The following is a 14,044-nucleotide window of genomic DNA, read 5'->3' as shown; positions in this document are numbered from 1 at the left end:
ATTAATAAACAGATTGAAAATGTGTCATATTTTGTCTACACTTAAGAAAATAAATTTTGTCGTTGGAGGCTGAATATGACACGAATATCTTGGGATCAATATTTTATGGCACAAAGTCATTTATTAGCATTAAGAAGTACATGTACACGCCTTATGGTCGGAGCTACAATTGTACGTGATAAACGGATCATTGCAGGTGGTTATAATGGTTCTATATCTGGTGGTGAACATTGTATTGATGATGGTTGCTACGTGGAAGACAATCATTGTATTCGAACGATCCATGCTGAGGTAAATGCCCTTCTGCAATGTGCCAAATTTGGTGTACCTACTGCAGGAGCTGAAATATATGTTACACACTTCCCTTGTTTAAATTGTGCAAAGTCAATTATTCAAAGTGGGATAAAAAAAGTCTATTATGCAAAAGATTACAAAAATCACCCTTATGCTATGCAATTGTTTGAAGAAGCAGGGGTTCATGTTGAATATGTTGAACTTGAAGAAATGGTTTTAGATACAAAATCATCAGATAAGTTATCTTTTACAGCATCTTTACTTTCAAAGCTTGAACAAGCCGGTGTTGATGGTGAGGAAATAAAAAAACTAACAGAACAAGCAAACAAACTATACACATCGACAAGTTAAGGAGGTTAATGTGTCTGGTAAAGTTTATGTTTTAGTAGTTGCTGCTATTTCAAGTATTTTGCTGCGAGTTGAGGGCTTTCATTCGATTTCATTCTTTTTTTTGTTAGCCCTCATATATTTTTTTTACAAATACAAATCGGATTATAAGTTATTAATATCGGCGTTAATACTCATCGTATTGTTCTATGTAAATCCACTTTATTTTAAAGATACCCCACCTAAGCCTAATACGAACATTTTGGCAGGAAAAATCACTTCTATTCCCGATCATGATGGTAATAAAACCTCTTTTGAATTAAAGTCGAATGACAGGCAAACCTATCAAGTTAATTATTTTGCTCGTGATTCTAATGAAAATAATGACCTCAAAAATTTACGTTACGGTATGGTTTGTCAAATTCAAGGTGAATATAAATTACCACCTGAACCTCGAAACTTTTATAGTTTTAACTATAAAGAATATTTAAAAACAGTTAGGAAAATTTACTACCAATTTACCCCTGATTCCTTTTCGTTAGAAGACTGCCGACAAGGCAGTGTTACCCCATACTCTTTACTCCAAAATTATCGACAAAATGGAATAAATTACATCATGGAGAATTTTCCAGAAGGAAGTAGAGGAGTCGTTATCGCTCTAGTTTTTGGTGATCGAGGGGAGATTGGCCATGAAATACTCGAGTCTTATCAATCACTAGGTATCATTCATTTATTAGCAGTTTCTGGACTGCATGTCGGTTTAGTAAGTGCTAGTTTGTATTTTTTATTCATTAGGCTTGGGGTCACGAAGGAGAGGGCCATAGATCTTTTATTAATTATGTTACCTATATATGCTGTTTTAGCAGGTGGTGCTCCTTCTGTTTTAAGAGCTACGGCAATGTCGATGGTCGTTTTGCTTTCGTTAAGGGCTCATTTGAAATTAAATCCATTAGACGGAATTAGTTATGTTTGTTTATTATTATTAGTTTTTAATCCATCTTACATTTTCCACTTAGGATTTCAACTTTCATTCCTCGTTTCTTACTCGTTAATTATTTCTGCAAACACATTATTGAATCGGTATTCAAGCTGGGTGATTCAACTTTTAGTTGTTACATTGGTGGCGCAATTCGTGTCATTTCCGATCATTGTTTATAATTTTTATGAAATATCACTTTGGAGCATACCGTTAAATTTAATTTATATTCCTTTCGTCACCTTTTTTGCTTTGCCGTTATCTTTTGTCGTCTTTATTAGTCATTTCATTTTTCCGCTATTTAGTGAGTCATTGTTAATTATTTTTGACTTTGTCATTGTTAATGCACACCGAGGGTTAGCTTATGTAATGACTTTTCCATTTTCAACGTTAACGTTTGGTAAACCACCTTTAATTATTGTCGTTTTTTATTATTTAGCGATTGGATTGAACTTATATGTGTGGGAGAAATCACCTTCAATCGGCCAATTAATAAAAAGTAGCAGTATATTTCTAGTTGTCGCTTTGTTTCATTGGCATATTCACTATATAACCAATGAAGGTGTAATAACAATGATAGACGTAGGACAAGGAGATAGTATATATATTGAGCTACCTAGAAGGGAGGCAGTTTACTTAATTGATACTGGAGGTCTTGTAGACTTTCGTCTTAATGATTGGTCAACGAGGACAAAAACTTTTGATGTTGGTAATGATGTACTTTTACCTTATTTAAAAGCAAAAGGGGTTCGCAAAATAGATAAATTAATTTTAACCCACGGTCATTTTGATCATATAGGCGGTGCCGAAGCTTTAATTGGTGAAATCCCAGTAGAAAAAATCCTTTATGGAATCGGGCCTGTTGAAGGGGTTTTTGAACAACAGCTTTTAAGGGATTTTTATAATGAAGGGACAGAAATAGAGTTTGTACAAAAAGGTTATTATTGGAAAAGAGGAGATTTTAACTTTCAAGTATTGGCACCTGTTGGTGGTGAGCAAACCTTAAATGATCGCTCAATAGTTGTTTATACGAAAATTGGTGGTTTATATTGGTTATTTACAGGTGACTTAGAGGCCCCTGGAGAAAGGCGCTTTTTAAATAATTTTAATGCTATTGAAGTCGATGTTTTAAAAGTTGGACATCACGGTAGCAATACTTCAACAACAGAGCCTTTTCTAGAATTTGTGGATCCGAGCTTTGCTCTTATTCCTGTTGGACGAACAAATTATTACGGGCACCCACATCCAGACGTGATTGGCCGTCTAGAAGCAAATGATATAAAAATCTTTCGAACCGATCACCACGGGGCGATCCGGTATCGGTTTAAAAATGATGTTGGTCACTTTGAAACGTTAATTAACGAGAGGACTGTCCCAAAACAAAGTGTCAGACACCGTTAGGTAGCAAATATAGACGGATAATAAATTTATTCGTCTATATTTAGTAAGCATGGTGTCGACCTTCTGGGACAGCCCCTCTCTCTAAAAAACTTTACACAAACAAGTCAATTAAAATTGCTACAGCAAAAATTGTAGCAAAAAAGCCGAATGAGACAACGAAACCGACAGCAGAATCGACAGCATCGTTACGCTTGCTTTGAACTTCATTTTCAAATTGATTCATTTGGCATCCCTCCTAATACAGTTTTTAGTATAAGCTAAAAAAAATAAAAAATCTACATTTCTAACATTTACTAAATGGAAATGTTAAAATCTCGATGTTTTGTTGATTCCTTATAAAAAGTGTAATAAAAATTTTATTCAAAACGAAACTTGTCATTGCTGTAAAGAGTTGACACATATACATTTGTTCTGCATAGGATATTATAACTAATACAACAGGAAAAAAAGAAAACAGTGATTATCGTCACCAAGAGGATGTCCTAGGCCCTTCTTGTTGACGTTTATCATAAATGGGGGATTAACAACTCGAGTTAATTCCCCTTTTTCAATTGTACAATCGTTATTTATATGTAAAAATAAAAATAATGCTAATGTATAGATGGCTCTTTAACCGTTGCCATCTAGGATGTAAAAGGAGGGCAATCTTCTTCTCTTCGCTGTAAAACTCTAGCGACTTTTAGAGGCTCGTTCAGAAAATTGCCCTCCTTTTTTCCATACCAAACCATGATAACGATATTCCGTAATCATCCAAGATGAAAAAAGGCGATTTCTTTTCAACTTTCACCAAACCAACAAACAACTAACCAACAAACTAACTTTGTAAGAAAGGAATTATAAATAAATGAGTTTTTTGCAGATACAGAAAAAAATCAAAAGTGGTAATATCGCTCCTCTCTATTTATTATACGGTACTGAATCATTTTTAATCGAGGAGACGATACATAATATTTTAAATCAAGTTTTAACGGAAGAAGAATATGATTTTAACTTTTCAAGCTTTGAATTAAAGGAAACTCCGATATCGGTAGCAATTGAAGAGGCGCTTACGTTACCTTTTATGGGAACGAACAGAATTGTTATCGTTAAAGATCCCCAATTTTTAACTGGAAAGGATCCATCAAAAGTTGAGCATGATATAAAAGCTTTTGAAAATTATATTGCAAACCCTGTTATGGAAACGAGTTTTATCGTGGTCGCTCCTTATGAAAAATTAGATGAGCGGAAGAAAATTGTAAAACTTTTAAAAAAACATGCTGAAGTCCTTGAAGCTACACCAATGAATGAGCAAGATCTTGGGAAATGGATTGCTGCTAGAGTTAAGGTTTACGACGTTGAAATTGCACATGAAGCAAAAGAAAAATTAATGCACTTGTTAGGGAACAGTTTGATGATGATTGCCGGGGAAATAGAGAAGTTGGCACTGTTTGCAGGTCCTGGTGGCTTTATTGATGAAGAAACAGTGGTTAAATTAGTATCAAAAACGGTCGAACAAGATGTATTTTCGTTAGTAGATCATGTTGTACATCGGAGAAAGACTGAAGCTTTGCAAGTGTTCTATGATTTATTAAAGCAAAAGGAAGAGCCGATAAAAATTTTGGCGTTATTAGCTAGGCAATTCAGAATTATTTATCAGGTGAGTGAGTTATCAAAACGAGGATATTCACAGCAAAAAATCGCGGGGATATTAAAACTTCATCCTTATGTTGTTAAATTAGCAAACCAAAAAGGTAATTTATTTTCAGAAAAGCAATTATTATTATTTATAGATGAGCTTGCTGAAGCAGATTTTAATATTAAAACGGGGAAGGTAGACAAACAGTTAGCGTTAGAACTATTTATTTTAAAGGTGTTAGGATAAATCAAGCGGAGAAAATATTTATGGAAAAAGCAAAAAAAGGGCTGCCTGGTGTCAGACACCTCAATGTTGAGGTAGCTGACACCAGTAGCCCTTTTTTTATACGTTTTTAATTATGCTGAAAGCTCGTTTAATTTCTTCGCTAGGCGAGATTTTTGACGAGATGCCGCATTTTTATGAATTAAACCTTTTGTTGCAGCTTTATCAAGCTTTTTGGTTGCAACCAAGAACGCTTCTTTTGCACCTTCTACTTCTTTGCTTTCTACTTTAGTTTCGAAAGTTTTGATAGCAGTACGAAGAGCAGATTTAAGCGCAGCGTTATGAGCGCGACGTTTTTCGCTTGTCTTTACGCGTTTGATAGCTGATTTAATATTTGGCATTCCTTTCACCTCCTTGATGCAACCGGATAATTGCGAATATATAAGTACAACACATTGCATTGTAACAAAACTAGAGATTAATTGCAATAGCAGAATGAAAAAGGAATAGTCGGATAAGCTACTGGGAACAATTTGAATACAATATTGTTCAAAGAGGGTGTTGTAAATGACTAAAGAAATTAACTTAGAAAAATATAATATACGTACTGATTTAGCAGTTGAAGCTCATGAACTGGTTAAAGAAAGGGAAGAAAGAAAAGCACCTAAAGAACGACAATCATTAAATGGGGTTATTGTAAAAGAACGTGATGAAGAAGGAGTACATATAACAACGGTTGAGATTACTAAAGAAGGTGCAGAGAGGCTAGGAAAAAAAGAAGGTAGCTATTTAACGTTTGAAACACAAGGAATCAGAAATAAAGACACAGAACTTCAAGAAAAGGTTGAGCGTGTTTTTGCAAAGGAATTTAATCAATTTTTAAAACACTTAGGAATAAGTAAAGATGCTAGTTGTCTTATTGTAGGTCTAGGAAACTGGAATGTTACGCCTGATGCACTAGGTCCAATTGCCGTTGAAAACTTATTAATTACGAAACATATTTTTGAATTACAGCCAGAACAAGTTTCTGATGGATTTCGCCCAGTTAGCGCAATTACTCCTGGGGTAATGGGGATTACCGGTATTGAAACGAGCGATATAATACACGGTGTGATTGAAAAAACGAAACCTGATTTTGTTATTGCTATTGACGCACTTGCTTCACGCTCGATCGAAAGGGTGAATACGACGATCCAAATTTCTGATTCTGGAATTCACCCTGGCTCTGGAGTAGGAAATAAACGGAAAGAATTAAGTAAAGATACTTTAGGAATACCAGTAATTGCTGTAGGAATTCCAACCGTTGTTGATGCAGTCTCAATTACAAGTGATACGATTGATTACGTATTTAAACATTTTGGAAGAGAAATGCGTGAAGGAAATAAACCGTCACGTTCATTAACACCTGCGGGTATGACGTTTGGAGAAAAAAGAGAGCTTACAGATGAAGATATGCCAGAACTAGATACGAGAAAAAATATTTTTGGTATGATGGGTGGCTTGGAAGAGGAAGAAAAAAGACAATTGATCCGTGAAGTGTTAGCGCCACTCGGTCATAATTTAATGGTGACCCCAAAAGAAGTAGACGTCTTTATTGAAGACATGGCCAATGTAATTGCCGCTGGATTAAACGCAGCCTTACACGGCGAAGTCGACCAAGATAATGTTGGGATGTACACTCACTAAAAGTTTTGAGTGAAGAGTGTTGAGTTATGAGTTGCTTTTCTGTATTGCTTCGAAGCAAAGCTAAAAAACTCAACACTCAAAATTCAACACTCAAAAAAAAGTTCTACCCTTTCAACTGCTGTCATATACATAATGTAGACAAGCTTGAAAGGGTGAAATTATGTCTCCAAGAAAATTTAAAGGTTTTACAGTTTCGTTAAATAGGACAAGTTTTAAGCGAATGGCGATACTCGTCATCGTTGGTATAATGGCATTATTCATTATTACAGGAATGTTAACAGCTTTTGAACCAGGCTACGGCTTATCATCGACAACCGTACATGCTTGGAGTTCGTACGTATCAAGTGATGCATTAGTGTACATGATGAGTACTGAAAACCCATATTTCACACAAGTGTTACCTGAAGAAAGTCATCCCCCTAAAGTTTCGTCGCTAGTGTTTGAATTAGCTACAAGTCTAAATCCAGAAGACCCAAGAAGTTTATTAGGGCGAGAATTACCGGGATTTGCATTATTTGATGGAACTATCGTTGTCGCTGGTGAGGGAACAGATTTTACGAATATGCCTATCGAATCAGCTCCTCCACTAGAAGTAATGATGGCAGAACGAGAAGCTACACAAGAAAGTATAAAAAAATTAGAAGATATGGATGAGGAAGAGACTGTAACACCATCAGTTTCAACTGATGGACGTAAAGTTGTTCATATCGTTCATTCCCATAGTCGCGAATCATTTTTACCAGAGTTGAAAGATGCAAGAGCTCCTTCTGAAGCCTTTCATCAGTCTGTGAATATTACTCTTGTCGGTGATCGTTTAAGTCGTGAGTTAGAAAAACGCGGCATCGGTGTAGATGTTGATAAAAGTGATATTGGAGCAATATTAAGTAACCGTGATTGGCTATATGGTCGTTCTTATGATGCTTCAAGAGAAATTGTCCAAGAAGCCATCCACTCAAATAACGATTTAGAGTTCTTTTTCGATGTCCATCGAGATGCGCAACCAAGAGATATAACCACAGTTACGATTAATGGTGTTGAGTACGCGAGAACATTATTTGTCATAGGTGAAAATAATAAAAATTACGAAAAAAATCTTCAGTTAGCTGCAGAATTGCATGAGTTGTTAGATCAAAAATACCCTGGTTTAAGTAGAGGGGTTATTTCAAAAGGTGGAGCGGGGACTAACGGCCGGTATAATCAAGATTTATCACCAAATTCTGTTTTAATAGAAATAGGTGGCATAGATAATACATTGGAGGAAGCGTATCGCTCGGCAGAAGTATTTGCAGAGGTATTTAGTGACTTTTACTGGGGCGCTGAAAAAGTAACGAAGTAAATATAACAACAGGTTGGTTTTGTATGAAAAAAGTCGAATGATTTCGTGAACGAGCCTCTGAGAATCGTTAGAAGGTGCTCTTGCGGTTACTCGTCGCAAAGCAGCACGGAGCCTTTGCTAAGAAGCGTGCCATGATGTGATTGAGGTCAGTATCTTCACAGCGAAGTGAAGGAAATCATTCGCCTTTTACATTTCAAATGGTGACGGTTACCGTCATAAGGGTTTTGTAAGAAAAAGTTGGAAGGTTGGTTAGTTGAACTAAGAGATATTTTTTCTATGGAGGTGTTGATTGTGACGAAGTTCTTTTTAAAGTGCTTTTTTATAACTACTATTCTATTTTTAGGTATATTAGTAGGGATTCAGATGGCTAGTAATAATATCGTTAAAATGACGGGTGATGAAAGTTACTCCACTGCTACGATTATTAAAAATAACGATGTAACAACGTCTGAAGTTATAAACGAAGATGATAAGATAACTAGTCACGACCTCCAAGAAAAGCAGCAACAACTTGAGCAAATTGAAACGTTTAATTTGTTTTCGCAAATGGGTGTAAAGCTTTCTGATGCTTTAGATCACCTATTTTCAAATATATTAACTAAAATAACTAATTCGGTTGCTAGTGTTTTAACATAAAGACTGCCCGCAAACGCGAATATTAAGAAAGGCTGCATTGGCGGTCTTTTTTGTTTTTAAAAGTTGACTCGTTGGTTTGTTCGTTAGTTGGAAAGAATAGAACTGAGTTTTACATAATTTTATAGTGATGGATTACCGTCATGGGCATTTTGTATGAAAAAATGAATGACGGTCGACTTTTCCGAACAAGCCTCTAAATTCGGAACGAAGTGCTCCTGCGGTTACTCGTCGCAAAGCAGCACGATGAATTTGCTAAGAAGTATCACAAGGTGTGACTGAGGTCAGTAGCTTTACAGCGCAGTGAGGGAAATCGACCGGAATTTTTTCCTGTTAGAGTGTGACGGATATCGTCATCAGTGTTTTGTACGAAAATGGCTCAATATTTCACACTAATTTTAAATTTAATTGAAACAAGTCGACGCTATTGTTATAATTTATGCTAGTGTATTAACTTGGAGTAGTTTAGTGATAGCGAGTAAACCTTTGCGCTTGAGCTTTTATACATAGGAGTGATATAAAATGAACAAAGAAGAACGTTTAAAACGCAGATCGAAAATCCGTAATTTTTCAATTATTGCTCATATAGATCATGGGAAGTCGACACTTGCAGATCGTATACTAGAACAAACAAGTGCCCTAACCCAACGTGAGATGAAAGATCAAATGCTTGATGCGATGGACCTTGAACGTGAACGAGGAATTACGATTAAATTAAATGCGGTTCAGTTAACGTATAAAGCGAAAGATGGAGAGGAATATATCTTTCATTTAATTGATACCCCTGGACACGTTGATTTCACGTATGAAGTATCACGAAGCTTAGCAGCTTGTGAAGGGGCTTTACTTATCGTCGATGCAGCTCAAGGAATTGAAGCTCAGACGCTTGCGAATGTATATTTAGCACTTGATAACGACTTGGAAATATTACCAGTTGTAAATAAAATTGATTTACCGAGTGCAGAACCTGAGCGAGTAAAACAAGAAGTAGAAGATATTATTGGTCTTGATACTTCAGATGCTGTTCTTGCTTCTGCGAAAAATGGGATTGGTATTGAAGAAATTTTAGAACAAGTTGTAGAGAAAGTACCTGCCCCTAGTGGTGACCCGGAAGGCCCGTTAAAAGCACTTATTTTTGATTCGTTATACGATCCTTATCGAGGGGTAATCGTTTATATTAGAATCATCGAAGGAACGATTAAACCTGGGGAAAAAATACGAATGATGGCAACAGGTAAAGAATTTGAAGTGATTGAAGCGGGAGTATTTACACCTAAGCCAGTGAAGCGTGATGAATTAACTGTTGGAGACGTTGGTTTCTTAACGGCATCTATAAAAAATGTGGGTGACAGTCGCGTCGGGGATACGATTACAAGTGTCAATAACCCTGCTAGTGAAGCTCTAGCTGGATATCGAAAAATGAACCCAATGGTGTTTTGTGGGTTATATCCCGTTGATACAAATGATTATAATGATTTAAGAGATGCTCTTGAAAAGCTAGAATTAAATGATGCATCCCTGCAATATGAGCCAGAAACTTCTCAAGCGTTAGGGTTTGGTTTCCGATGTGGTTTCTTAGGACTTTTACACATGGAAATTATTCAAGAACGCATTGAAAGAGAGTTTAATATTGATTTAATCACGACAGCACCAAGTGTTATTTACCGCGTCACATTAACAAATGGTGAGGAGGAGCGCATTGATAATCCATCAAAGATGCCTGATGCGCAACAAATCGAATTTGTTGAAGAACCGTATGTGAAAGCATCAGTGATGGTACCGAACGACTATGTCGGTGCAGTCATGGAAATTTGTCAGAAAAAACGTGGTAATTATCTTGATATGAAATATTTAGATGCTAACCGTGTAACAATCACATATGAAATTCCACTATCAGAAATTGTTTATGATTTCTTTGATCAATTGAAATCGAGTACTAAAGGATATGCATCATTTGACTATGAGTTGATCGGTTACAAGCAATCGAAACTCGTAAAAATGGATATTTTATTAAATGCCGAAAAAGTCGATGCGCTATCTGTTATTGTTCACCGAGATTTTGCTTATGACCGTGGAAAAGTCATTGTTGATAAGTTGAAAGAATTAATTCCTCGTCAACAGTTTGAGGTCCCAGTTCAAGCTAGTATCGGACAGAAAATTATTGCTCGTTCAACAATTAAAGCGATTCGTAAAAATGTATTAGCAAAATGTTACGGTGGTGACATCTCGCGTAAGCGTAAACTTTTAGAGAAACAAAAAGAGGGTAAAAAGCGTATGAAGAGTGTAGGGAATGTAGAAGTGCCACAAGAAGCGTTCATGGCCGTTCTTCGTATGGATGAAAGTAAGTAATAATTATGGAGTAAGCCGTAGAAGCTCATTTCTACGGCTTTAATTTAATGTACAATTCAAAATTAAAAATTCACAATTTTTTTATGCAGTCCTTCGTAGCGCTACTAAAAATAAATTTAATTTTTAATTTTAAATTGTACATTGTAAATTGAAAAAAGAAAGATGGTGACCTCATGGCTTTACCGAAAGCTGTATATGTACATATTCCTTTTTGTGAGCAAATTTGTCATTATTGCGATTTTAATAAAGTGTATTTAAAAGGGCAGCCCATTGAGGAGTACGTCAAGGCCTGTGAAAAAGAAATGAAAGAGGCGGTCTCACAATTCCCATATGATCATATTGAAACGGTCTATATCGGTGGAGGAACTCCTTCTTCTTTATCATCTCAACAGTTAGAGCCGTTATTAGATTCAATAAATCAAGTTTTTTCATTACAAAAACCGAGAGAATACACGTTTGAAATCAACCCTGGGAATATTTCTGACGAGAAGTTATCGCTGTTAAAGTCCGCTGGAGTGAACCGTTTGAGTATTGGTGCTCAAGCTTTTCAAGAAGATCTTTTAAAAAAGATTGGACGGGCTCATGATGAAAAAGATATTTATCGTACAATTGAAAGTGCAAGAAGAATGGGCTTTGAAAATATATCGATTGATTTAATGTTCGGATTACCAGGTCAGTCAGTGGCCAATTTTATAGAGTCCATAGAAAAGTCATTGGAGCTTGAGATCCCTCATTTTTCAGCGTATTCACTTAAGGTAGAAGAAAAAACGGTGTTTCACCAATTGCAACGCAAAGGAAAGTTACCCTTACCACCAGAAGATGATGAAGTAGCAATGTATGATGTTTTAATCAATATGTTAACAGAACAAAATTATCATCATTATGAAATAAGTAATTTTTCTAAAAATGGGTATGAAAGTTTGCATAATCTCACCTATTGGAATAATGAAGAATATTATGGGATCGGTGCAGGGGCACATGGCTATGTATCAGGGCAGCGCTATGCAAATGTTGGTCCAATAAAAAAATATATAAATAATGTTCATTCACAAGGGCGCCCCCTATTAGAAAGTCATGTCGTAAGTACAGCGGAAAAGATGGAAGAAGAAATGTTTTTAGGACTTCGAAAACTAGAAGGTGTTTCTATTTCACAGTTTCAAAATCGTTTCAATAAGGATCCTTTTGAAATTTTTGGTAATAACATTAAACGGTTAAAATCAGAAGGGCTACTAAAAGTGGAGGACGATCGTATCTCTTTAACGAAAAATGGTTTATTTGTAGCTAATGAAGTTTTTGAAAAATTTCTGCTATAAATGATAGTTGTCTACATAGATAGTGTTTTTTTGCCTCTTAACTCCAAAACTTCTTTCGAATCGTTGACAACGAATATAGATTTTTGGTAATTTATTAATAGGATTTAGCACTCGTTCAATTAGAGTGCTAACAGAGGTGATAAATTATGTTAACAGAGCGACAATTATTAATTTTAAAAGCAATTATTGATGATTATATTCGTTCTGCAGAACCAGTGGGCTCAAGAAGTGTATCAAAAAGAGAAGACATATCTTATAGCCCTGCTACAATTCGAAACGAAATGGCAGATCTTGAAGAATTAGGTTTTTTAGAAAAGCCTCATAGTTCTGCAGGGAGAATCCCTTCACAAAAAGGTTATCGATACTATGTAGATCACTTATTATCACCAGAGTTACTAAACAATTCTGATATTGTTGATATTAAATCAATGTTTGCCCAGAAAATTCATGAAGTCGAGCAATTAATTGAACAGTCAGCACAGATTTTATCTAATTTAACGAGTTATACTTCCATCGTGTTGGGACCGGAAGTATTCGATACGACGTTAAAGCATTTGCAAATTATCCCATTAACTAAAGAGGCAGCAGTAGCGATTATCGTCACTGACACTGGTCATGTTGAGAAACAAGCCGTTGATATTCCACAAGGTATGGAAGTAACTGATATTGAAATGATGGTTAATATTTTAAATGAACGCCTAAAAGGAGTTTCAATGCTTGAGTTGCGTGGGAAAATATTTTCAGAAGTTGGAAATGTTTTAAAAATGCATATTTCGAACTATAAAGATACGATGCAAATGTTGGAAAAGTCTTTTACTCATGAGAAAAATGATCATGTGTTTTTTGGGGGAAAGACGAATATTTTTTCACAACCAGAATTTCGTGATGTTGAAAAAGTGCGTCAGCTTCTTGAAATGTTCGAAGAAAAACAGTTGGTTCATCAAATTTTCCGTTCCGATAGTTCAGGGATTACTGTGAAAATTGGCCAAGAAAATAAACTTGAGGCGATTGATAATTGTAGTGTGATTACAGCAACATACACTGCCGACGGAAAACACCTAGGAACTATCGGTATCCTCGGACCAACTCGAATGGAATATCAACGAGTAATCGGAGTTTTAGATTATCTTTCTAAAGATATGACAAATACTTTAACAAAATTGTATCAAAGAAATAAGTAATGGAAATATTGACAAATAGTTGAGAAATGTTTATTCTCCCAATTGGTTGTATTTTCTGAGACTGTCCATAAGTGAAGTTTTAGTCTCGGGGCAGTCTCGTCATTCAGTTGGGAACTTTACTAGGGAGGTGAAATAGTTGGCGCAAGAAAAACAAAACTTACAAGAAGAACATGTATCTCAAGAAGAGATAGTAGACAATGCTGAAAATGTAGTAGATATAGAGGACGCTAAAGAAGATGTTGTTTTATCTGAAGAACAACTGAAAATACAGGAACTAGAGGCGGAAGTTGATAAGGTAAATGAGCGACTTCTCCGTGTCCAAGCAGATTATGATAATTTCCGTCGTCGTACTAAGATTGAGGCAGAGTCTGCTGCTAAATATAGATCTCAAAATCTTATAGAAGAATTAATTCCTGCGATCGATAACTTTGACAGGGCATTATCTGTGAAAGTTGAAAGTGATGATGCGAAATCATTGCTTCAGGGTATGGAAATGGTGTATCGCCAATTAACTGATGCAATGCAAAAAGAAGGTTTAGAAGTTATTGAGGCTGTAGGGAAAGCCTTTGATCCAAACTATCACCAAGCGGTGATGACGGTAGAAAGTGATGAACACGAATCAAATCAAGTAGTAGAAGAGCTTCAAAAAGGTTATAAGTTAAAAGATCGTGTCATTAGACCATCCATGGTTAAAGTTAATCAATAATTAGT

The 14,044-nt window shown here is 35.7% G+C and carries 12 protein-coding genes; 10 read left to right on the top strand and 2 right to left on the bottom strand.

Features of this window, described 5'->3' with window-relative positions; genetic code table 11:
- Nucleotides 1-75: 75 nt before the first annotated feature.
- The gene (locus BKP35_RS04120) at nucleotides 76-645 is read left to right on the top strand and encodes a ComE operon protein 2 (protein WP_071312096.1); all 570 of its coding nucleotides are present in this window, start codon (nucleotides 76-78) and stop codon (nucleotides 643-645) included.
- Between the two features lie 10 nt (nucleotides 646-655).
- The gene (locus BKP35_RS04115; RefSeq protein ID WP_071312095.1) at nucleotides 656-2,998 is read left to right on the top strand and encodes a DNA internalization-related competence protein ComEC/Rec2; all 2,343 of its coding nucleotides are present in this window, start codon (nucleotides 656-658) and stop codon (nucleotides 2,996-2,998) included.
- 91 nt (nucleotides 2,999-3,089) lie between these two features.
- Here the strand turns inward: BKP35_RS04115 and BKP35_RS04110 are convergent, their stop codons facing one another.
- On the bottom strand, nucleotides 3,090-3,221 hold the full coding sequence (locus BKP35_RS04110) for a YqzM family protein (RefSeq protein WP_071312094.1): 132 nt from the start codon (nucleotides 3,219-3,221) through the stop codon (nucleotides 3,090-3,092).
- Between the two features lie 621 nt (nucleotides 3,222-3,842).
- Here BKP35_RS04110 and holA point away from each other — a divergent pair.
- Entirely contained in the window at nucleotides 3,843-4,859 is a 1,017-nt protein-coding gene (holA, locus tag BKP35_RS04105) for a DNA polymerase III subunit delta (RefSeq protein ID WP_071312093.1), read from the top strand.
- Between the two features lie 110 nt (nucleotides 4,860-4,969).
- Here the strand turns inward: holA and rpsT are convergent, their stop codons facing one another.
- Nucleotides 4,970-5,236 carry a 30S ribosomal protein S20 gene (gene rpsT, locus BKP35_RS04100; protein WP_071312092.1) on the bottom strand — a complete coding sequence of 89 codons (267 nt, stop codon included), beginning with the start codon at nucleotides 5,234-5,236 and terminating at the stop codon, nucleotides 4,970-4,972.
- A 166-nt stretch (nucleotides 5,237-5,402) separates the two neighbouring features.
- Between rpsT and gpr the strand changes: the two genes are divergently transcribed.
- The 7 genes from gpr to grpE all read left to right on the top strand — a co-directional run bounded on the left by gpr (nucleotide 5,403) and on the right by grpE (nucleotide 14,039).
- On the top strand, nucleotides 5,403-6,521 hold the full coding sequence (gpr, locus tag BKP35_RS04095; protein WP_071312091.1) for a GPR endopeptidase: 1,119 nt from the start codon (nucleotides 5,403-5,405) through the stop codon (nucleotides 6,519-6,521).
- Nucleotides 6,522-6,681: 160 nt separating this feature from the next.
- On the top strand, nucleotides 6,682-7,857 hold the full coding sequence (gene spoIIP / locus BKP35_RS04090) for a stage II sporulation protein P (RefSeq protein WP_071312090.1): 1,176 nt from the start codon (nucleotides 6,682-6,684) through the stop codon (nucleotides 7,855-7,857).
- Nucleotides 7,858-8,148: 291 nt separating this feature from the next.
- Nucleotides 8,149-8,493 (top strand): DUF3679 domain-containing protein, encoded by a 345-nt coding sequence (locus BKP35_RS04085; RefSeq protein ID WP_084031426.1) that lies wholly within the window; start codon nucleotides 8,149-8,151, stop codon nucleotides 8,491-8,493.
- Between the two features lie 519 nt (nucleotides 8,494-9,012).
- Nucleotides 9,013-10,839, top strand: coding sequence for a translation elongation factor 4 (gene lepA / locus BKP35_RS04080; protein WP_071312089.1), 1,827 nt, complete (start codon nucleotides 9,013-9,015; stop codon nucleotides 10,837-10,839).
- Nucleotides 10,840-11,012: 173 nt separating this feature from the next.
- Nucleotides 11,013-12,152 (top strand): radical SAM family heme chaperone HemW, encoded by a 1,140-nt coding sequence (gene hemW, locus BKP35_RS04075; RefSeq protein WP_071312088.1) that lies wholly within the window; start codon nucleotides 11,013-11,015, stop codon nucleotides 12,150-12,152.
- A gap of 146 nt (nucleotides 12,153-12,298) precedes the next feature.
- Nucleotides 12,299-13,333, top strand: a complete 1,035-nt coding sequence (hrcA, locus tag BKP35_RS04070) for a heat-inducible transcriptional repressor HrcA (RefSeq protein ID WP_071312087.1) — start codon at nucleotides 12,299-12,301, stop codon at nucleotides 13,331-13,333.
- Nucleotides 13,334-13,469: 136 nt separating this feature from the next.
- Nucleotides 13,470-14,039 (top strand): nucleotide exchange factor GrpE, encoded by a 570-nt coding sequence (gene grpE, locus BKP35_RS04065; RefSeq protein ID WP_071312086.1) that lies wholly within the window; start codon nucleotides 13,470-13,472, stop codon nucleotides 14,037-14,039.
- Nucleotides 14,040-14,044: the final 5 nt, after the last annotated feature.

The sequence above is a fragment of the Anaerobacillus arseniciselenatis genome (assembly GCF_001865995.1).
Classification (GTDB): Bacteria; Bacillota; Bacilli; order Bacillales; family Anaerobacillaceae; genus Anaerobacillus; species Anaerobacillus arseniciselenatis.
Note: the sequence above shows the minus strand (reverse complement) of the source record. Positions and strands in the feature narration are given on the sequence as shown.

Excerpts from the sequence above, each read along its gene's own strand:
- BKP35_RS04110 (WP_071312094.1), bottom strand. The coding sequence starts at position 3,221 with ATGAATCAATTTGAAAATGAAGTTCAAAGCAAGCGTAACGATGCTGTC.
- spoIIP (WP_071312090.1), top strand. The coding sequence starts at position 6,682 with ATGTCTCCAAGAAAATTTAAAGGTTTTACAGTTTCGTTAAATAGGACA.
- lepA (WP_071312089.1), top strand. The coding sequence starts at position 9,013 with ATGAACAAAGAAGAACGTTTAAAACGCAGATCGAAAATCCGTAATTTT.
- gpr (WP_071312091.1), top strand. The coding sequence starts at position 5,403 with ATGACTAAAGAAATTAACTTAGAAAAATATAATATACGTACTGATTTA.
- rpsT (WP_071312092.1), bottom strand. The coding sequence starts at position 5,236 with ATGCCAAATATTAAATCAGCTATCAAACGCGTAAAGACAAGCGAAAAA.
- holA (WP_071312093.1), top strand. The coding sequence starts at position 3,843 with ATGAGTTTTTTGCAGATACAGAAAAAAATCAAAAGTGGTAATATCGCT.
- hemW (WP_071312088.1), top strand. The coding sequence starts at position 11,013 with ATGGCTTTACCGAAAGCTGTATATGTACATATTCCTTTTTGTGAGCAA.
- BKP35_RS04120 (WP_071312096.1), top strand. The coding sequence starts at position 76 with ATGACACGAATATCTTGGGATCAATATTTTATGGCACAAAGTCATTTA.
- hrcA (WP_071312087.1), top strand. The coding sequence starts at position 12,299 with ATGTTAACAGAGCGACAATTATTAATTTTAAAAGCAATTATTGATGAT.